Raw genomic sequence first — 22,293 nt, forward strand, 5'->3', positions numbered from 1 at the left:
GATTAATCGTTGTAAGTCCATCCAGGATTTTGTGTTAAGTTTTTATTGCGTTTAAGTTCGCTATGACTAATTGGCCAAAACCACATTTTGTCCGCAAAAGTTGTTTTTAAAGCCCATACCGCAACTGGTTGATGAAAAAGATCGCGATCTTTTTGATTCATGAGGATATTGCAGCCATATATAGGCAAAGCTTCCTCTACGGGAGCGTCCATCCAACGGCGTAAATCATAGTAACGCTGTCCCTCTCCCATAAGCTCTATAAAGCGTTCACGCTTCAGCGTCTTTCTAAGCTCCACTTTACTGCTATATATACTTGCACTGTAATCTGGCACACCGCCGCGAATTCGTACAGGCTGTATCCCCTTTTTCATTTCTGCAATATCTCGGCTAATGGTGTAAACACCGCCACGCCAAGATGGAATACTATAGGATCCGCCCAGCTCATTTAATGCTTCAGCGTACATGAGTAGAATATCCGCATATCGAATTGCCGGCTCTGCTTTCGGTACGATACGAGCCATACTTCCCCCTTCATAAGTATCATTGGGATGGACAAACTTTTTAACACCGAAACCTGTACGGAGCCAATAGGCATTGGATGAGTTAAACCCATTACCCTTGTCATTATCGCGATAAAAAAACACCTGTTGGTTTCGATTACGTTCTTGAGTTTCGTTTAACAATGTCCAGAAGCTGCCATTGTAAGCAACAGATGCATAAAAGCGGGGTTCGCGATTCGCATATTGCAAAGAGACTCCCGGGCGCAGTGGCTTGTATTTGCCTTTGTCATAATCTTCTTGCGATACATAGCCACTCAAGCGATTTGATCCATTTCCACGACCTATTTCTTTATCCATACCGGGTGCATCCGTTCCGTTATCCATATAATAAGCGTCAACCAGTTTTTGTGTCAGGCCATGGGTATTCCATCCTGTCGCCGAGCGCGGGAGCTGATGTGCAACCATGGCATCTATCCCCTCATTCTCCTGATTGGTACCACGTGTGAAGATTAACTCAGGATTTCCAGAGGCAGGCAATGTCCCGTCAAATACTTGGGCATACGATTTCGCCGGATCAATATTTGCCCAGCCATCAGGCCAGCTCTTTTCCGAGAAATTGTTATCTTTAGGCGGTATCACTGTTGCTTCATTTCCCGTTGTTTGCAATCCTGTCCAATACAATTGATATACACCTAACTCCATTACATCTCGTGCCGCCGCTGCCGCTTTAGCCCACTTCTCCTCATTATATTCCGCGGAAAGCAAACGTTTTCCTTTATTATCAAGCAATCTCGCCCCAATACTTGTATTATTGCCATTGGCCAGCGGACTCGCTGCATATAATAATGCTTTGGCCCGCGTTGCCAAAGCCGCTCCTACACTAGGACGGGCAGAACCATCTTGGCTTCGCTTCATGCCCAAAGCCGCCATTTCTTTTGCAGCCAGCAGCATCTCATTACTGATATAATTGGCACATTCTTCATAAGTATTGCGTGCGATCGCCAAATTATCATAGCTATCCGTATAGTCTAAGCCCTCGTCTGGCAGCAATGGAATGGGACCATATTTGCGAAGCAAAAGCCAGTATAAATAGGCCCTTGCAAAACGCGCTTGCCCACGGTAGTCCGCTATTTCAGCAGCAGACATTTCTGTATTCATATAGATGTTCTGAATAAAGGTGGTTGCATTTCGAATACCACGGTAGCATTGTGACCATGTCCCCTGTTTATCATTCTCCGTATAAAGCCCCATCTTAAACATGTTGTAGGACAATTCATTTTTTGACGGATCATAATCCTTATCGCGATCACCGTAGTACATATCGTCAGCAAAACAGTGTGGAGTAAGCCCTTTACTTGCTACATCCGCATTCTCACCTTTGAACTCTAAAAATACATTTGCCAACCACTCCTCCGAATAGAGTTTACTTTTAAATACTTTATCCGTGGTGAGACGATCCTTGAAATATTGATCAGACTTTAAATAATCTTTTGTACAAGAAGAAATGACGCCTGTGCCGAGCAGAAGCATGAATACAACATATAATTTCTTATTTTTCATTTCTTTAAATTTTATAGGTTAACATTAACACCAAAGGTGAACGACTTTGGCAATGGATAATCTTCTCCCCTCGGGCTTGCCAGTTCTGGATCCCATAATTTGAATTTTGACCAGGTTACAAGATTGCTGCCAATGACAAAAAATCGAATGCTATTTGCCCGGATCCGATTGGCCAGATGTTTAGGCAGGCTATAACCAATATCTATTGTTTTGAGTCGAAGATACTGTCCATTACGCAGCCAAAAGGTAGACTCCCTAAAGTTATTCGGATTAGGTCCGTAACTTAGACGCGGATAGGAAGCATTTGGATCTTCTGTTGCTGGATTTCCAGAAATATCCGCTGAAATCCATCGATTATCGCCCATACTACCTTTCATTACTTGGCCCCATTCTCCTTCGCTAAAGGCATATACGGTCTTGCCATAGGTAAAGAAAGTGGATTTACCGGCACCCTGAAAGTGCACACTGATATCTAGATTTTTCCAGCTTGCCGAAGCGCCTACACCATAGATCAGATTGGGTCTTCTCGTTGCTCCGATAGCAACCCGATCCCCGTCATCGATGACGCCATCACCATTCACATCCTTATATTTGATATCTCCAGGCTGGTAAGTTCCGAAGTTCTGTTTTGGACTGTTACGAATATCATCATAGTCTTTAAAAAGTCCTAAAGAAATCAATCCAACAGCCTGATCTACCCGGTAGCCTTTTTGATTTTGATAACCATATACATTATTTTCTTCATCGATCGCCGTAATTTCATTTTTACTGTAGGTAATATTACTCCGCCCTGTCAGATTAACTTCTCCCAATTTCCCCTTATACTCCAAACGCCCATCGAAACCACGCGATTTAACCGCCCCCACATTTGCCCTTGGTGTGCTTTCTAATCCCACCAAACTTGGCAAATATCTACGCTCCATATAAATACCTGTTCGTTTTTCATCGAAGAAATCTAGGTTGGCGATAACTTTATCTTTAAACAGGGCTAGATCAAAGCCTAAATTTTTCTTGACAGCCATCTCCCAGGTCACATATGGAGAAGCAACTTGGCTATATCTTAACCCCGTATAGTTCCGATCAACACCATAGTCTCCCCATCTATACACACTAGAAATACCAGAAATTGTATATAAATACGGAAAGCGTTCCAGATCATTTCCAATTTTAAGCTGATCATTCCCCACTTTACCCCAAGAATAACGAATCTTGAACATGTTCATCCAAGGCATATTTTCCTTGACAAAAGTTTCTTCGGAAACATTCCACGCTCCTGAAAATGCAGGGAAAAACCCATACTGCTGACCAATGGCAAAGTTTTCGGAACCATTATATCCGAAGTTAAAATCCACAAAATAACGTGATTTCCAATTGTAGGTCACACGGCCGGCCAAACCTTGATTACGTATCGCGATGCCGTTTTTAATATCATCTCCGAGATCGACTGTTTTGACAAGTGCGTCACGTGTAAATCTAGCGACCCCTCCAATATGGTGATCGCCGATATTTCGATCATAATTAAACATCATATCATAGAATTCACGCCGGTCTCCTTTGGATAGACTGTATTGGTACATTTCTCTCGGGTCTGATATATGTCTATAAACTATTTCGCCATTTTCGTCTCTTGCACGTTCGGCGAGCCATTGCTCTGGCCATTTTCGTCGCTGTATGTTATTTTCGTTAAAAGTGTCGTAGCCGACAATTCCACGAAAACGAAGACCTTTTGTAATAAAATCGAAATTCTGTTCGAGGGTAATATTCGTCTGCACTTTATTTGTCCAGTTCTCGTTGAAACCTGTTTGTGTTGCCACTACCCATGGATTTGTCATATTGCCTTCGCCAATTGCAGGTACCCGGCCATCAGAATACATTATTGGGGTTCTTATGGGTGAATATCCAAATAGTACTCCCCAAAAGAAATCATCACCTAATCCGGGGCTATTCCTTTTACTGAGATCTCCAGCCACACCAACCTTAAGCAAAGTCGATTTTGTTATATCGATATCGGTATTTAGACGATAGTTCCAACGTCTAAAATTTGCATTTGTATTATAGTCCTTGCGTAAAGCTTCGTCTGTTTTATACATCCCGCCCTCATCAACATAGCTTCCTGACACAAAATAACGCGCAGTTGGTCCACCGCCACTTAAATTTAAATTAGCACGGTAAGTCATCGCTCCTTTTTTGAGCAACAGGTCTTTCCAGTTCACATTCGGATAAAGATCTGGGTCTAAGCCCAATCGTAAGATTTCGAGTTCCTCGGGCTGATAGACCGGAGCATTGTTTCGGGTAACACGTGCTTCATTTAGCAAGTTTGCATAGGTTACACCGTCCTCAAATTCAGGTGTAATGGTACGTGTATTGTAAATATTCTCATCTTTTATATTGATGTTAATTTTACCTTCCTTACCGTGTTTGGTTGTAATTAAAATAACGCCATTAGCTCCTTTAGAACCATAAATTGCCGTTACAGCGGCATCTTTAAGGACAGTAATGGTAGCAATATCCTCGATGTTGATATCATTGATATCCCGTTCTATATTATCGACTAACACCAAAGCCGATGTTCCCCCTCCAAAAGTTGAAATCCCCCGTATCCAAAACTCAGAAATGTTCTTACCTGGCTGTCCAGACTGCATCATCGCCATCACGCCGGGTACATTTCCAGCTAAGGCATTTGTAATACTGGATGTAGGATTTGATTTCATGGTCTCCACATCTACTGTACTTACAGCCCCTGTTAAGGTGAGTCTCTTTTGCGTACCTGTACCTGTGACAACAACTTCATCTAAAACACTCGTTTCCGCTTCCTGCAAGGTGACATTAATTGTAAGGTTATCTTTTACCAATACCTCTTTCTTCTGATAACCAACAGAAGAAAAAATAAGTGTTTTATAGCGATCGACTTTAATTTTATAACGTCCGTTATTATCGGTTACTACTCCCCATCCGGGAGCATCTTTTACCGACACGCTCACACCGATCATAGGTGTCTTCTGAACATCGGTGACAAGGCCAATAACCTCCACGCTTTCTTGAGCTGCGGTTATTCCAATCACCGCGAACAGCAGTGTAAATAGCAGTAATAATCTTTTCATAATTTTTGTATTTATCGGTTTTGGCTACTTTGGTCCATCTCCTCAAGTGCGATCTTACGAATACGACGATTGGCTTGATCTCCTATATAAAACGCTCCTTCCGCTTCATTATAAGCAATACCTGATGGGCGGTCAAATCGGGCTTCTAAACGCAAATCCCCGTTTACATAACCGTAAGGATTACTGTTGAGACTAGAACTTCCTCTACCTGCAAACGTTGTAACACTTGCTTCAGGGGTTAAAATCCGAATCGCATGATTCATCTGATCCGTGAAATAGAAATCATACGCGTCATTCTTACCCGCATCAACATAGGCTTGATTCTTTACAAATACACCTTGATAAGGATTATTTAAGCGCGCTGAAGAGCCGACGCCATCTTGATAACCGAAAGCTCTAATTTGACCACATACGAGGTAAGGCTGTGTAAAACGCTTCTTTTCCCAATTGTAATTTACACGGAGAATATAGCCTTGATTGATGACAACGATATAAGCATAATTCCCCGTCGGATGAATGAAAATCTTGTACTCCCATTGTGGATCATGCACAACAAATAACGTTTCATAATCTTTGACGCCTAGACCTTCACTAAAGTATTTATTGAGGTCAAATCGAAAAAACTGTCCTTTTTCATAGCTATTGAAATACATTTCTCCATTTACCGGATGAATCGAGGCGCCATTACACTGTTTATAGGTTGTTAGAACTTCCCTATCCTGCCAATTTTTATCACGCGATAAGCGATAAGTTGCCCGGTCATTCTCGCCGCCGCGATCCTCAGCAATAATCATGTACTTCTTATCCAAAGTAAAATCAACACTACGTGGACGGTCAAAATCCGAACGTTTTTTTGTGATCGTACTATCCTCAAAATTGACAAGGTATAAACCATTATTGTTATCAAAGGTCATCCATAGATATTTTGGGTTAGCAGGATCAAACTTCATAAAAGAAGGCTCCCAGAATCCACTCGCCATTTTATTCTCATCAGCATCCTTGAATTTACCATCTCTCCAAGGCTCATCGCCACGCGCATTTCTGTAGCCTGCTAATGTGGACACAACCATCTTTCTTTGATAATCAAATATTTTCTCAGCTTTACCAACAACTTGCTTGTCCTGATTACCGACCCGGACCTCAATATCCCCCTTAAATGCCTGTTTAGGCACAAGGCAATACAGTGATTCCCCCAAGGCGTTGACAACGACAGCCTGTTTTCCGCCGATAAAGACCGCTACATTCTTCGGATCATTACCAAAGTTTTTACCGTAGATTACCAGACGCTGGCCTACCCCGCCAGATGATGGAGCAAAGTCAGATACAACCACAGGTTGGGAAGGATCAAAAGGGATCCCCTCATTGACACTGACAGGCTTATCATCTTTACAACTTACAACGCTTAAACTTAGCCCGACAATAGCCCAGATTAATCGATACAATAGCCAGCTAAAGCTTGCTGCTTGTTTAGTTTTCATAAGATATTATTATTGGTTAGAATTTATTCTATAAACATTACTATATCGCTACCAATGAATCCCAGATTCATTGATATTGAGATATATCCATTAAAATTTCATTAACATCACTGATAGTTATAGGATAATTTTAGGACGAACGGATTGAGGCCCGCCCTATTAATAGGCGAACGCTTTGTTTTAATTTCCACATAATTGGTTACTTTTATATAAAGCTAAATGGTATTAGCTATTTTAAGCTAAAAAAAGACTTTCTGATAATCGCTTCAAAGTCTTCCGGTTTTTAAAATTACTTTTCTACTTATTTTCTATTTTAAACTCGCAATAGCTGTCGACCTTAATCCTTTTAAATTTCTACGGTTTGCCTACTCTTTTTTTACGGAGGAAATGAATGGATAATTTCTATCTTGACTTTCTAAATGCTTCTCTAAGGTTTTCTTTCTATAATTGATTACTCAAATTTAGGGATTGTAAAGATTCTGATACTATAGAATTTTCTCAATAATATGCTTATTTGTATCACGGAAAAATAACAGTGAGGGAGACATTTTTTACATGATCCATGATAATGACCTTGTTTAACAAAAAAGTAGGAATCTGAAAAAATAATTTGTCCTATATCCTTAGAGATTTGGCAGATCATCCAATTGCTGAAAAAAATGGCTAATTGTGTGAGTTGAGTTTAAACAAAAAAACCTGCAAATATTAATTTGCAGGTTTTTCCTTTTGTAGCCCGTAGGGGAATCGAACCCCTGTTTCAAGAATGAAAATCTTGCGTCCTAACCCCTAGACGAACGGGCCTTTTATGAAACTCCAAGAACATTGCTGTTTTTGGAGTTGCAAATATAGATCTTAAAATCAGTATTCCAAAAATAATTTTAAATATTTTTTAAATAAGGTCGAAACCGATATCTCTTCTAAAGTATTTACCTTCAAAATATATTCTTCCGGCATCTGCTGTTGCCTGTTGAAGGGCATCGAACAACGTATCTTGCAATGTCGTCACAGCAATTACGCGTCCTCCTGCAGTCACAATCTTACCATCGACCTCCTTCGTACCCGCCTGAAATACGATGGATTCTTTCACGTTTTCAATATTGGCGATCTCTTTTCCAGATTCATAATCTCCAGGATAACCTCCGGCAACCAACATGACAGTAACAGCAGTCTTAGAAGATACCGTATACGAACGTTGTTCCAAATTGCCCTGAGCCACACCCTCCAGTAAATCCAATAAATCCGATTCAATTCGTGGCAATACAGATTCAGTCTCCGGATCTCCCATACGGACATTATATTCGATGACATAAGGTTCTCCTTCCACATTCATCAAACCTATAAAAATAAATCCTTTATAGGGGATACCATCCTTTTTCAGTCCTTCAACCGTTGGTCTGATAATACGCTCTTCTACTTTATTTAAAAATGTCTCATCAGCAAAAGGCACTGGAGATATCGATCCCATACCACCTGTATTGAGCCCTGTATCGCCTTCTCCGATGCGTTTATAATCTTTGGCAGAAGGAAGTACTTTATATGAATTGCCATCTGTCAAAACAAAAACAGATAATTCAATTCCTTTTAAAAATTCTTCAACAACCACAACCCGGCTCGCTTCTCCAAATTTGGAATCTGCGATCATCGCCTTTAGCTCAGTCTTAGCATCCGCTAATGTCTCGCAGATCAATACCCCTTTACCTGCCGCTAAACCATCGGCTTTAAGCACGATCGGCAATTTTTGGGTTTCAAGGTAAGCCAATCCATCTTCCAGAGAGCTCACATCAAACGATCTCGATGCTGCGGTAGGTACGCCATGGCGATCCATAAATTGTTTTGAAAAATCTTTTGAGCCCTCCAATTGAGCGCCCTCTTGTTGTGGCCCTATTACGGGGATATGCTTTAAATCTTCCCGATTTAAGAAGTAATCATGAATACCTTTTACCAAAGGTTCCTCTGGGCCTACCAGGACCATTTGCACGTTATTTTCCAAAACGAATGTGGCGATAGCAGCAAAATCAGTCACTTTAATATTGACATTCTGACCATATACTCCCGTTCCAGCATTTCCTGGAGCAATAAACAATTGATCTAAACGTGGACTTTTCGACAACTTATAGGCGAAGGCTGATTCACGGCCTCCGGAACCGATTATTAGGATATTCATAACACAAAGATATTTTTTTTATGCTAATTTTAAGGTAAAAGATCGTTTAAAATGAGACTAATATTTTGATTTATAAATTGATTAAAGGAAAAATATTTTCTAATTTTCATAAAACATTAGTCATATGTACGCTAAAATACTGCTGTTAATAAACTGCCTCCTATTCTCCTTTTTGGCGTCGGCCCAGATCGATCAGGCGTTGAAGATACTGGATACTTATCATGAACAGCACGTCAAGGAAAAAATCTATCTCCATTTGGATAAAAATGATTATTCGGCTGGAGAAACCATGTGGTTTAAACTTTACTGTACAACCGCCCCTTTTAATTATTTAAGCAACATCAGTAAAATTGCTAATGTAGAATTGATTTCTCCAACCAATAAGGTCATTAAAAGTATCAAAATTCCCATTACACTCGGTCTAGGTATAGGTGACTTCAATCTGCCGGATACCTTGGAAGAAGGATCCTACCGTGTTAGATCATTTACCCGCTGGATGCAGAATGACTCTATAGCCAATTTCTATGAACGTGTAATTCCCATTACAAATGGTCGATCTGATAATATCATAACGAGAAGTGAACTTGTCAAAAACGGAACAGAAAACATGTTCCAGATCAATCTTAAAACCATTCAGGGGGCCCCGCTGATTAATAACAGCATCAGTTATACCCTACAACCGAACAACAATAAAGAGAAATCCGGCCGATTAAAATCGAATGATAATGGAACAATAGCGCTGGAATTAAAAGATGACTTTAAAGGAGGGACGCTGTCTTTACAATTTCTTTCTTTGGATAAAAGACGTATTCTAAAAAGTTTTATTATCCCTGATCCAAATAATCAAAATAGCATCCAAATCTTTCCCGAAAGCGGGGAACTGGTCAACAACATATTATCCAAAACGGGGTTCAAAACCCTAACGCCTAACGGCTTGGGAAAAAAAGCAAAAATAAAAGTAGTAGAGGAAAATCAAACAACTGTTGCAGATTTTGAAACAAATTCACTGGGAATGGGAAGTATACCACTCGTCCTACAAACGGGAAAAAAATACGTTGCAACAGCCCTTTTTGAAGATGGATCGTCAACGAGTGCGTCTTTACCGCCTGTACAGAATTCGGGATATGTTCTGACAGTAAATTCGGTACTAAAGGATAAGATTGCAGCGCAACTTTCCGCCACTGCAGACTTGGTCAATGGCAAAGATATTTATCTAATAGCCCAATACAATGGCCTTGTACTTCATGCTGCTAAGCAGAAATTAAATGGAACGGACATCTTATTCAATATTCCAAAAAAAAATCTGCCATCTGGAGTTTTACAGCTGTCCATCTTAACAGAACAAATGATTCCTATTGTGGAAAGATTGGTGTTTAACTACAACACGCCATCGACTTTACTTCCTGTCTCCGTAGAACTCAACAAATCCAGCTTCACAACACGTGATAAAGTGGTTGCGGATCTTTCTGTTAAATATGAAGATAGCGACACCACGAGGTTTGCTGCGCTCTCTGCGTCAGTAGTAAACTTCAGCAAGGTTGATTCTACGACAGATCGCTATTATTCATCTATTGTCTCGGAGCTTCTATTGAAATCTGATCTTCGTGGCTTTATTGAACGTCCCAATTATTACTTTGCGGATTTAACAAACATCAAACTGACAGAACTGGACAACCTCATGCTCATCCAAGGTTGGCGCAAATTGGACTGGAAGAATTATACAAGTACATCAACCGCTGCGTTCCGTCCTGAAAAGGGACTTACCATAGCTGGGACCATCAAGAAAACGGCCCGAAAGACCGTAGTTCCAAATGCCAAAGTAACGCTAATACCGACGAGCAACATGTTACTGAGTGTCGATACACTAACAGATAATAATGGTCGATTTGCATTTGATGAACTTTTATTTGCAGACAGTGTTAAGTTTATTGTGACTGGTGATGGCCCTAAAGAGAAAAAAAGAGTTGACATTGTTATCGACAATCCGCTCACCCCGCCTCCAAATACGAGTAAAGATCAACCTTTGTTGCTTAACGACATCAATACCACGCTGCTTACACAACTGAAAAATAGCCAACAATTCCTTGGAGAACTGGAAGCGGCTGGTATTATTCAAAAAAGTATCCAATTGGAAGAAGTACAGGTCAATCGGGTAAGGGCAAATAAAGCTGATAAGAACTCCAGAAACCTCAATGGCCCCGGAAATGCAGATCAAGTCATCTCTGCCGAGGACCTCTCAACCTGCACAACTTTAGAACAGTGCCTTGCTGGCAGGTTAGTGGGGGTCATTTTTCGGAATGGGGTCCCTTATAGTACAAGGTCCGTCGGATTAAACGGCGGCAGTCCTATGCAAATTGTCCTTGATGGAATGTATATTGAAGCCGAACAAATAAATATGATTAATGTTGCGGATATTTCTAGTATTGAAGTTCTCCGCAGCGCAGGCAATACAGCTATATATGGCATGTATGGTGGCAATGGTGTAATCGTCATTACCAGCAAATCGGGAGATGCCATCTCCTCATCCTATACCCCTACAGGAATTCTAACGATCACTCCAAAAGGGCTATATGTGTCCCGAACCTTTTTCAAACCTCAATACGACGCAAAAATTCAAAAGGAACTTAGCCGTGATTTACGGACAACAATCGCCTGGGAGCCGAATCTGATCACGCCAAAAGATGGGAAAACACATTTCGAATTCTTTACCTCGGACGAACCCGGAACCTACAAACTAATCGTTGAAGGAATAAGCATGGATGGTAGAATTGCCCATCTTGAATATTTAATAGAAGTAAAACCACAATAGCAGCGTAAACAAATCGTTATACTTAAATACAATGTTATGGAGCATATAAACACCCAAATAGAGGATCATATTTTAAGTATCTTCCTCGATAGAGGAAAGTCAAACGCCATCGATACTCAATTATTGAAAGAGCTCATCAGTATCTTGGAATCTTCTCTGCAAAATGAGACTATTCATGGAGCCATCTTGATCGGTAAGGAAAATTTCTTCAGTGCGGGACTTGATCTCATCACTTTGTTCCAATACGATGAAGAACAAATGAGGGAATTCTGGAATTTATTCTTAGAGGCAACCTCTTTGCTCGCAGCTTTCCCAAAACCATTAATTGCAGCCATATCGGGCCATAGCCCCGCGGGGGGCTGTGTGTTAGCGCTCTGTTGTGATTATCGAATTATGGCTGAAGGGAATTTTGTGATTGGTCTTAATGAAATTCCCGTTGGGCTTATTGTACCCGAAAGTATATTTCAGCTTTATGCCTTCTGGATCGGTAACAGAAATGCTTATCAGAATTTGCTTGAAGGAAAACTGCTGTCTCCGATAGAGGCGAAAACACAGGGTCTTGTCGATGAAATTGTACCCGCAAATGTACTTTTCAACAGCGCAACAAAAAAACTAAAACAGATCACCCAGTTTAATCAAAAAACCTGGCAAACGTCGAAATTGAACTTCCGAAAGGAAATAATCCTTAAATTGCGGGAAAATAGAGAAGAGACAATCCAGCGCATCCTCGAACAATGGTGGCTTCCGTCAACACGCTCTATTTTAAAATCAATCATTGAGAATTTGACCTCAAAGAAGTAATATAAAACAAAAGCATCATGAGAAATCTCTTTTTCTTTATTCTTATTTGTCTCACAGTAAGCACTATCTCCTGCAGAAATAACAAAAAAGAAGATAAGGCGGTAAAGGTTCTTCAGGATTCCATTCCCGCAGACACTGTGAGCAAACGTGACACCATTGAAAAGACGGTAAAGAAAGAAGACAGCGAAACGCTAGAAGAGGTTCTGGAAAAACTTGCTAAAGCCTATTCGGATCAGGATAGTAAAACAATCAATAACTATATACATCCCAAATTAGGAATCTATATCATCTATCGTCCCGGAGCACTAGACTCTTATGTACATCAAAATAGTTTTAATTTTTCTAAACCTATACCTGAATATCACTCTTATGAAAAGCTCACGTACAAGGGACCGTTAAAGTCAGGAAAACTGCCTATTTTTGATTGCGGTACCATGAAATGGGATAAACTCGGATTCTATTACGATAAAAAATCCCGCCCGAATGAACTTTCGCAAACCGCAAAGTTCATGAATGAAATTCTTGATGCCAAAATCAGCAACACAGAGCTTCAGCAGCTAAGAAATTTAGAAGCCAGAAGCTACAGAGCCATCATGACCTCCAATGAGAGTGAAGAACCATTTGTGTTTCATGTCACAAAAGAAGGAGAAAAATGGTATATTACAGTCGTAGACCGGGCATATGGCGGTTGTGACGCATAATTTTTACATTTTAGCCAAACTTAGATAATGGAAAATTTAGATAAAGACATACAAAAGAAAATCGAAGATTGGTTAACCCCAAGTTATGATGAAGGAACCCGGAAAGCGGTTCAGGATTTAATCGATAATAATGAGGTGACAGAATTGACAGACTCTTTTTACAGAGATCTTGAATTTGGAACCGGCGGCTTAAGAGGCATTATGGGAGTGGGCTCCAATCGTATGAATAAATATACAATCGGCAAAGCTACTCAGGGTTTATCGAACTATCTCAAGAATCAATTTCCAGATCAGGAAATTAAAGTAGCTGTATCTTACGATAGCCGTAATAATTCACAGGCTTTTGGTCAGCTCGTAGCCGAAGTGTTTGCCGCCAACGGAATTAAAGTCCATCTCTTCAATGAATTGCGGCCTACCCCTGTGCTGTCCTTTGCCATCCGCCATTTCGGTTGCCAAAGTGGCGTTATGCTAACAGCTTCACATAATCCAAAAGAATATAATGGTTATAAAGCTTATTGGAACGATGGTTGCCAGCTAACTGCTCCACATGATAAAAATGTCATCGATGAAGTGAATGCCATCACGTCGGTTGACGACATTAAATTTGAGGGAAATACACATAATATCCTTCCTGTGGGGGATGAAATTGATCAGATCTACATCGATGCCAATAAAACGTTGAGTATTCACCCGGAAGCTGTACTGGCGCAAAAAGATCTAAAGATCGTTTTCTCTCCGATACATGGTACTGGAATTACAATCGTCCCTAAAATGCTGGCTGCTTGGGGATTTGAAAATGTATCAGTTGTTGGTGAACAGGCTACACCAGATGGCAACTTTCCAACGGTAATCTATCCAAATCCCGAAGAGGAAGACGCCATGGCCCTAGCCAAGAAAAAAGGGGAGGAAATCGATGCCGACCTTGTGTTGGCGACAGATCCCGATGCCGATCGCGTAGGGATTGCTGTAAAAAATAATAAGGGACAGTTTCAGCTGCTCAATGGTAATCAGATCGGTAGTTTACTGGTATACTACGTCCTCAGTGCAAAAAGTGATCTAAAACAGCTGGGGGCAAACCCTTATATTGTAAAGACTATCGTAACGAGTAACTTGCAAGCTGATATAGCAGATCACTATGGCGTAAAACACTACGAAACGCTTACCGGATTCAAATATATTGGTGAATTGATCACCAATTTAGGCGATTCTGCACAATATCTGGTTGGCGGTGAGGAAAGTTATGGTTTCTTGGTCGGTGATCTCGTACGGGACAAAGATGCACCGAACTCCTGTGCTTTCTTGGCCGAAATGACAGCATATTTCAAATCGAAAGGCAAAACTGTCTACGAAGTCCTATTGGATATCTATAAAGAATTCGGCTGCTACCAGGAAAAACTGATCTCTTTGACAAAAAAAGGAAAGGCAGGAGCCGAAGAAATTCAGGCGATGATGGCCGGCTTACGTCATAATCTACCGACTACACTCGGTGGAATAAAAGTCCGCGAAATCCGGGATTATCAGCTTTCACAGACAACAGATATGAGTTCAGGAGAGCGAAAAGCAATTTCTCTGCCTAAATCCGATGTCTTACAATTTATAACAGTCGATGGCGATGTGATTTCTGCCCGTCCTTCGGGAACAGAACCCAAGATCAAATTCTACTGTTCAGTCAAAGAAAGCTTGCACGATACCGCCGATTACCTCAATTTGCAAAATGTTCTGGAAGCGAAGGTAGATCGCATGATGAAAGACATTGTAGGCTAATGGAAAAGTGGAAACTCTTATCCTCAGCATATATCTGTAAAGAGCCCTGGGCTACACTGCGCAGAGATACTTGTGAACTTCCAGATGGGCGGATCAATGACCATTATTACGTACTCGAATATCCAGACTGGGTAAATATGGTCGGGATTACTGAACATAACGAGCTTTTGGTCATTAAACAATACCGCCATGGGGCGGGCATTATTTCACTGGAAATTCCTGCAGGGACAACAGAGCCCGGAGAAGATCCCAAACATGCTGCCGTGCGTGAAATGCTCGAAGAAACAGGCTATCAATTTGAACAGATTGAAGAGATTGCTTCGCTTTATGCTAATCCGGCAACAAGTGGTAATATCACTTATACCTATCTCATGACGGGAGGTAAAAAAGTTCAGGAACAGTCATTGGATGAACACGAAGAAATCGATGTTTATCTGATCCCGCTTGAAGAAGCAAAAAACATGTTGCTGGACAACCAATTTAGTCAGGCCTTACATGCCAGTGCGCTCTTCTATGCTTTCAACAAATTAGGCTTGTTATAAAACAAGCCTAATTTTATTCTGTTTTTTTCATTCATACTTTTAATTTTCACTAGCCTTTTGATTTTTGTACCTTTGCATCATGGCAAGAGAAATTTTTGAAACCAAGCGAAAGGCCCTGAAAATAAATCTAAACCCAGAGATTTATGGAACCTTTGCAGAGATCGGTGCTGGACAGGAAGTCGCACGTAACTTTTTCAACGCAGGAGCTGCATCAGGCACAATTGCTAAAACAATGTCCGCATACGACATGGCTTTCAGTGATGCAATTTATGGCGAAGAAGCAGATGGCCGGTACGTCAGCAGGACACGCCTAAAGAAAATGCTCTCCCATGAATTCGATCTCCTTACTCAACGACTTCATGGAGACAAATATTGCAACAAAAAATTCTTTGCCTTTGCAGACACGGTAACAACTCTTAATTTCACCAAGACAAATGAACCGCACGGCTGGATCGGACTTCGCTTCCAACATGAAGTCGGAGGCCCTACAAATGATATTATTGTCCACATAAGGCTGCTAGACAGTGACAATCAATTGCAGCAAAAGGTCTTGGGGATCATTGGTGTAAATTTATTGTTTGCGGCTTACTATTATGCGGACAATGTACAGACGATGATCGAATCCTTGGTCGACAACCTTTCCGTCGGATCTGTAGAAATTGACCTGATTAAGCTAAACGGTCCTTTATTTGAAAACGTCAACCAACGCCTGATCAATTTATACCTGATTGCAAAAGGATTTGCTAAAGCAGCACTATTCCAACCTGATGGCAAAGCGGTCCAAATCAAGGATTATTTATACAAAAAGAACATCATTCTGCTACGTACCAAATACCGTCAGAAATCCCTTCCAAACTTTGACCTATTCAATCTTGCCGTTGAACAATTCAAGAAAAATACGGGAGCGACAGATGCAGATACCATTGTATTGATTGAGGTCTTAATGGGAAATGTTCTGGAGGACACCCATGAAATTACCGCTGAGGATCTTCAGGAATTTGCCTCTAGAGCAGACGAACTCTGCGCCACAGGCAATAATATTATCGTCAGCAACTTTAGAAGAAACAATCATTTAGCGGAATTTATCAGCAACTTTAAGCCGAAAAATATCGGTATTGCAACAAACGTTTATAATTTAAAAAACATTTTCAATTCGGATAATTATAATAAGGAACTATACACCAATGAACTTCTTTCCTATATCTCGGGAATGTTCAATAAAAATGTGAAGCTCTACGCCTATCCGTATCTATTGAAAAAAGAAAATAAGATTATCACAACCCATAATATGCCTGTTTCTGAAGAAGCCAAACCACTTTTTGAATTCTTAATTAAAAATGGCTATATCATAGATATTGAAAATTACGACGAGAAATTTGTAAAAACCGTATAAGCATATTGTCTTTAAATTTTAATTCGTTATATAGCCCAATTTCGTTAAATTGGGCTATATTTATTTTTAGGCCTTATGAAGCAAGAAGATGTAATACTGGTGGACGAAAACGATACAATGATCGGTAGCATGGAGAAATATGAAGCCCATGAAAAGGGTCTATTGCATCGTGCTTTTAGTGTATTTTTGTTCAATGACCGAGATGAATTACTCCTACAGCAAAGAGCATGGAATAAATACCACTGTGGGGGGCTTTGGACCAATAGCTGCTGCTCCCATCAACGATTGGGAGAAGGTAATGTAGAAGCCGCCAAAAGGCGCTTAATAGAAGAGTTGGGGATTCCATCAACTGATCTCCATGAAGCTTTCTCATTTATCTATAAAGCCTCATTTGACAACGGACTTACAGAACATGAGTTCGATTATGTCTTAATTGGAAAATTTAATGGAACTCCGGAAATTAATCCAGAAGAAGTTGCTGCAACAATATACAAGGGTCAACAGGAAATTCAAGATGAAATAAAACGTTCACCTGAGCAATTCACCCCTTGGTTCAAAATGATCTATCAGCGCGCTTTTGCCACATACTTTAGTGACTATAAAGACAAATTATAATGGTCCTAAACGATAAAAAAGGAGCCTGCTTTTCAAAAAGCAGGCTCCTTTTTTATGCCCTTCTGCTTAGCTGGCCATTATAAGAATTTCTTATAGATGGAATATAAAACCTTGAGGTCATTTTCCCCCAGGAATGCCGTATTGACATCCTGTTGAATATAGTGAATCTTAAACGCTTTTATTGCCGCATCTAGATTACTTACATCATAGCCTATAATACGTAATGCCATTTTTGGATTAAAGTCTGCTGGTGGGGTTTCTAAATAGTCATCATACCAAAAACCAAATCCTTGATCGGCTAACTTCTTCCAAGGAAAACGCGAAGGATCATTTTTTCGGGTTGGCGCCAGATCCATATGACCGATGAAATTTGCCTGAGGAATTTTATAGGTATTTTTTAAATACGTCAACAGTTGCACTAACGCATTTATCTGCGCATCCGTCCATGGATCGGTGGTGCCATTATTGTCCAATTCAATACCAATAGAAGAAGAATTCAGATCCGTATCATTACCCCATTTTCCCAAACCTGCATGATGGGCACGATAGAGGTCATTGACCATTTGGACAACCTTTCCATCTCTACCTACCACGTAATGAGAACTTACACCCGCTTTCGCAGAATGAAAGGTGCGAATTGTCTGACCCAGAGAATCTTGTGCTGTATGATGAATAACGACAAAATTGGGTTTACGTATTCCAAAATTAATGGACGCAATCCATTGTTGATCGTTGACGTTCACTTTTTCCAATTGTCCTGTAACGGGCGATTGTTTATACAACTTTGAAAACTCCTTTGCTTGTTTCTTATATACTTTCTCGGTCTTCGCATATTTTCCACCTGCACAGGACGCAAGCAATGCTGTCGCGACAAAAAGATTGATTGATAATTTTACTATTTTCATAACGAAATGTTTCAACGCAAACTAAGGCAAATTTGCCAACAAAAGCAAATTTAATCAGTTCCGCCTCTTTCCTCAAGCACCATCCGAGGGCTGATGTGGACTCACAGCTCACATTTTATACAAGAAGCCCAAACATGTGCTTGGGCTTTCATTCTATTATAAGTAAGTGTTCTGTGTAAATGCTGTAAATTATCTTTATATTATTTTAATGCACTGACATTCAATTTACCCAAAAATCCTTTCAATTCATCCAAACTATATCCGTTCCCTCTTACGGTAATCAGATAGCGGTCTTTTTCCAGATAACTGATTTCGGAACTTTTTGACACAGAGCCTTCCACTCCCTTAGTATCGGTTGTTTTTGCTCGTTTTCCTTCGAACTCACCCGTTTTCTCGGTTTCGTTATCCGTGATCTTCTCCGAATCCATCATAAATCCCATTTGCGCTAAACCTACAATAGCAGAAGCCGTTTCTCCGGCACCGTCAAGGACACTGACTTTGATATCTTTTTGGGAATCGGCTGAATAGGTTGCTTCCCCGGATATTACACCCGCACCATATACCGATCCAGCAGAATACGATGTTCTTTTCAAGCCATCTAAACTTTCAGGTAAAAAAGCTTTTAATTCATCTGAACTCAGTGGTTTTTCGGGCTTCAATTTGGCTTGTAATTCCTCCAATTTCTTAGCGCCATCATTTAGATTGTCTAAATTGGATACGCTCTTGACCACGTCGGAGATTCCAGTCTCTTGTTCTTTATCACTTTCCGCCCCATCACCGGATTTACTGTTACCACAACTCGCGACCAAAATACCTACACCTAAAAGAATAGGCAACACGTTGAATTGTCTTTTCATAATTATCATTTTTAGATAAAACGTTAGAAAGATAAAAATAATATAAACGATGCACGTTTTAAAATAAATGGATAACTCATTACTCACACAAATCCATATTAACATCGATGCCAATGAGACTAAATAATTTAAATAAGCCAATAGGATTAAACAGACCTAGACAGGACACTCCATAAAAAAGCCCCTACTATTTCATAGGGGCTTTTCAGTTATATTATACCGGAATTATGCTTCGGCGTACTCTTCAATAGAAGGGCATGAACAAATCAAGGTACGGTCACCTTGCGAATCGTTCACACGGCCAACTGAAGGCCAGAATTTACGATCTCTTACATATTCTAATGGATATGCAGCTGTTTGGCGGCTATATGGTCTATCCCACTCATCAGCAGTAACCACAGACGCTGTATGTGGGGCATGTTTCAATACATTGTTTGCTTGATCCACATCTCCCGCTTCAACTGCAGCAATCTCTTCACGGATAGCCACTAACGCATCACAGAAACGATCAAGCTCGGCTTTAGACTCAGATTCAGTCGGTTCAACCATTAACGTTCCTGCAACAGGGAAAGAAACTGTTGGCGCGTGGAAACCATAGTCCATTAGGCGTTTTGCAATATCCGCAACCTCAATACCAAAGTTTTTGAATCCACGGCAATCCAAGATCATTTCGTGCGCACAACGTCCGTTTGTACCCGAATATAGTACCGGATAGGCATTCTCCAAACGTGCTTTAATATAGTTTGCATTTAATATCGCTGTTCTTGTCGCATTTGTCAGACCTTCTCCGCCCATCATGGAAATGTAAGCATGAGAAATAAGCAAGATCGATGCTGAACCAAATGGAGCTGCAGAAACAGCAGAGATACCCTCTTCACCAGAAGTTGAAACCACTTCGTGGTTAGGTAAGAAAGGAACTAAGTGTTTTGCAACACCGATAGGTCCCATACCTGGACCTCCACCACCGTGAGGAATACAGAATGTTTTATGTAAATTCAAGTGACATACGTCAGCACCAATATGACCAGGGCTTGTCAATCCAACCTGTGCATTCATATTCGCTCCGTCCATATACACCTGACCACCATTTGCATGGATAATTTCACATACCTCAATGATAGACTCTTCAAAAACACCGTGTGTAGATGGGTAAGTCACCATGAGGGAATTTAAGTTAGCTGCATGTTCTGTCGCTTTAGCTCTTAAATCTGGAATATCGATATTTCCTAATTCATCACATTTTACAACAACAACCTTAAGTCCAGCCATCGAAGCTGAAGCAGGGTTTGTCCCGTGTGCAGAAGCAGGAATCAAACAAATGTTACGTCCATGATCACCACGGCTTTCATGATACGCACGGATAACCATCAAACCAGCATACTCGCCTTGAGCGCCTGAGTTTGGCTGGAAGCTCATCTTCGCAAAACCAGTAATTTCAGATAACCAATCGTTCAGCTCACCGATCATTTGCATATATCCTGAAGTTTGATCTGCAGGAGCAAAAGGGTGTAAACCGCCGAATCTCGCCCAAGTAACTGGCACCATCTCGGCTGTAGCATTCAATTTCATTGTACATGAGCCCAATGGAATCATAGAATGACAAAGTGAGAGGTCTTTTGCTTCCAAAGATTTGATATAGCGTAACATCTCATGTTCAGAGTGATAGCTATTAAAGTTTGGATGTGTTAGGTAGGCAGAAGTCCGTGCTAAATCAGCTGGAATTGAAGAACCTAAATTCTCTTCTAATGCTTCAAAATCCACATCGTTCAATGTTTTACCCTGAATTTTAGCAAATACCTTAACGATCGTCTTAATATCCTCGTATGTCGTTGTTTCGTCGATAGCGATTGAAACTTGTGAACCGTTATAATAGAAATTCAATTCGTTGTTTAATGCTTCTGACTTCAAAGCACCCGCATGCGCTCCTAAATCTACACGCAAAGTATCAAAATAAGCCGCATTTAACTGCGTATAACCCAATGACTGTAATGCTTGATCTAACAGGTTAGCCAAGGCATTGATACGTGATGCAATATTTTTGATTCCTTCTGGTCCGTGGTAAACGGCATAGAAAGAAGCCATAATAGCTAAAAGAGCTTGTGCAGTACAAATATTTGAAGAGGCTTTATCACGGCGGATATGTTGTTCACGAGTCTGCAAAGCCATGCGTAACGCATATTTGCCATTTGAATCGGAAGTAACACCAATGATACGACCTGGGATACTACGCTTAAAGCTATCACGTGTAGCAAAATATGCTGCGTGAGGACCGCCAAAGCCCATAGGTACACCAAAACGTTGCGAGTTACCGACAACAACATCTGCTCCCCATTCTCCCGGAGGCGTCAATAACGCCAAACTCATTAAATCTGCCGCTGCACACACGGTAATATTCTTATTGTGAGCTGTAGCTGTAAATGATTGATAATCGACAATAGAACCATCAGCCGCCGGATATTGGACAAATGCCGCAAATACATCGTCTGTCAATTCTGACTCAGCAATGGCTGTAATTTTTAATTCGATACCGAAAGACAAAGCACGGGTCTTCAAGACGTCGATCGTCTGCTTATAGGCATTTTCCGACACCAAGAATACATTCGCATCCTTATTTTTACGAGCGGAATAAAGCATAAACATCGCCTCAGCGGCAGCTGTAGCCTCATCCAACAACGAAGCATTTGCAATTTCTAAACCAGTGAAGTCACAAATTACAGTCTGGAAGTTCAATAAAGCTTGTAACCTACCCTGTGCAATCTCCGCCTGATAAGGAGTATACTGTGTATACCATCCTGGGTTTTCAAATACATTGCGTTGAATTACACCCGGAAGGATTACATCGTAGTAACCTTGACCAATAAAAGATTTAAAAACTTTATTTTTCTCAGCGATCTCTGCAATACGCTTTAAATAGGCAACCTCAGACAATGCTTTAGGAAGATTTAAAGGTTTTGGAGCACGAATTTGAGAAGGGACCGTTTGGTCAATAAGTTGGTCAATTGACGAAACGCCTAATTTAGCCAACATTTCATTCGCTTCAACTGGACTTGGGCCATTGTGGCGACTTTCGAATTTTTCTTGGAAGTGTATATTGCTCATGTGT

The 22,293-nt window shown here is 40.6% G+C and carries 14 protein-coding genes and 1 tRNA gene; 7 read left to right on the forward strand and 8 right to left on the reverse strand.

Features of this window, described 5'->3' with window-relative positions; all coding sequences use genetic code 11:
* Positions 1 to 2 precede the first annotated feature (2 nt).
* The 5 genes from B3C94_RS03865 to purD all read right to left on the reverse strand — a co-directional run bounded on the left by B3C94_RS03865 (position 3) and on the right by purD (position 8,803).
* Positions 3 to 2,060: a RagB/SusD family nutrient uptake outer membrane protein gene (locus tag B3C94_RS03865; protein WP_293899310.1), complete on the reverse strand. Its 2,058-nt coding sequence runs from the start codon at positions 2,058 to 2,060 to the stop codon at positions 3 to 5.
* Positions 2,061 to 2,071: 11 nt separating this feature from the next.
* A complete protein-coding gene (locus B3C94_RS03870) occupies positions 2,072 to 5,161 on the reverse strand; it encodes a SusC/RagA family TonB-linked outer membrane protein (protein WP_293899313.1) in 3,090 nt (1,029 codons plus the stop codon).
* An 11-nt stretch (positions 5,162 to 5,172) separates the two neighbouring features.
* Positions 5,173 to 6,639, reverse strand: a complete 1,467-nt coding sequence (locus B3C94_RS03875; RefSeq protein ID WP_293899316.1) for an IPT/TIG domain-containing protein — start codon at positions 6,637 to 6,639, stop codon at positions 5,173 to 5,175.
* A 729-nt stretch (positions 6,640 to 7,368) separates the two neighbouring features.
* Positions 7,369 to 7,440 (reverse strand) — tRNA-Glu (locus B3C94_RS03880).
* Between the two features lie 88 nt (positions 7,441 to 7,528).
* Positions 7,529 to 8,803 carry a phosphoribosylamine--glycine ligase gene (gene purD / locus B3C94_RS03885; protein ID WP_293899319.1) on the reverse strand — a complete coding sequence of 425 codons (1,275 nt, stop codon included), beginning with the start codon at positions 8,801 to 8,803 and terminating at the stop codon, positions 7,529 to 7,531.
* Positions 8,804 to 8,927: 124 nt separating this feature from the next.
* Between purD and B3C94_RS03890 the strand changes: the two genes are divergently transcribed.
* The 7 genes from B3C94_RS03890 to idi all read left to right on the forward strand — a co-directional run bounded on the left by B3C94_RS03890 (position 8,928) and on the right by idi (position 17,428).
* Positions 8,928 to 11,612 carry a carboxypeptidase-like regulatory domain-containing protein gene (locus B3C94_RS03890; RefSeq protein ID WP_293899322.1) on the forward strand — a complete coding sequence of 895 codons (2,685 nt, stop codon included), beginning with the start codon at positions 8,928 to 8,930 and terminating at the stop codon, positions 11,610 to 11,612.
* 36 nt (positions 11,613 to 11,648) lie between these two features.
* A complete protein-coding gene (locus B3C94_RS03895) occupies positions 11,649 to 12,413 on the forward strand; it encodes an enoyl-CoA hydratase/isomerase family protein (protein WP_293899325.1) in 765 nt (254 codons plus the stop codon).
* A gap of 17 nt (positions 12,414 to 12,430) precedes the next feature.
* Positions 12,431 to 13,114, forward strand: coding sequence for a hypothetical protein (locus B3C94_RS03900; RefSeq protein ID WP_293899328.1), 684 nt, complete (start codon positions 12,431 to 12,433; stop codon positions 13,112 to 13,114).
* A 27-nt stretch (positions 13,115 to 13,141) separates the two neighbouring features.
* Positions 13,142 to 14,878, forward strand: coding sequence for a phospho-sugar mutase (locus tag B3C94_RS03905; protein ID WP_293899331.1), 1,737 nt, complete (start codon positions 13,142 to 13,144; stop codon positions 14,876 to 14,878).
* Complete coding sequence (locus B3C94_RS03910; RefSeq protein WP_293899333.1) at positions 14,878 to 15,420, forward strand: NUDIX hydrolase; 543 nt, start codon at positions 14,878 to 14,880, stop codon at positions 15,418 to 15,420. Before B3C94_RS03905 ends, B3C94_RS03910 begins: the two co-directional genes overlap by 1 nt.
* A 79-nt stretch (positions 15,421 to 15,499) precedes the next feature.
* Complete coding sequence (locus B3C94_RS03915) at positions 15,500 to 16,813, forward strand: nicotinamide mononucleotide adenylyltransferase (protein WP_293899335.1); 1,314 nt, start codon at positions 15,500 to 15,502, stop codon at positions 16,811 to 16,813.
* Between the two features lie 75 nt (positions 16,814 to 16,888).
* Positions 16,889 to 17,428, forward strand: coding sequence for an isopentenyl-diphosphate Delta-isomerase (idi, locus tag B3C94_RS03920; protein WP_293899337.1), 540 nt, complete (start codon positions 16,889 to 16,891; stop codon positions 17,426 to 17,428).
* A 77-nt stretch (positions 17,429 to 17,505) separates the two neighbouring features.
* Here the strand turns inward: idi and B3C94_RS03925 are convergent, their stop codons facing one another.
* From B3C94_RS03925 to gcvP, 3 genes are all read right to left on the reverse strand, one after another.
* Positions 17,506 to 18,333: an N-acetylmuramoyl-L-alanine amidase gene (locus tag B3C94_RS03925; protein WP_293899339.1), complete on the reverse strand. Its 828-nt coding sequence runs from the start codon at positions 18,331 to 18,333 to the stop codon at positions 17,506 to 17,508.
* A 200-nt stretch (positions 18,334 to 18,533) separates the two neighbouring features.
* On the reverse strand, positions 18,534 to 19,190 hold the full coding sequence (locus B3C94_RS03930; RefSeq protein WP_293899341.1) for a hypothetical protein: 657 nt from the start codon (positions 19,188 to 19,190) through the stop codon (positions 18,534 to 18,536).
* A gap of 225 nt (positions 19,191 to 19,415) precedes the next feature.
* Entirely contained in the window at positions 19,416 to 22,289 is a 2,874-nt protein-coding gene (gcvP, locus tag B3C94_RS03935; protein WP_293899343.1) for an aminomethyl-transferring glycine dehydrogenase, read from the reverse strand.
* Positions 22,290 to 22,293: the final 4 nt, after the last annotated feature.

It is taken from the genome of Sphingobacterium sp. UBA5670 (genome assembly GCF_002420705.1).
In the GTDB taxonomy this organism is placed as follows: Bacteria; Bacteroidota; Bacteroidia; order Sphingobacteriales; family Sphingobacteriaceae; genus Sphingobacterium.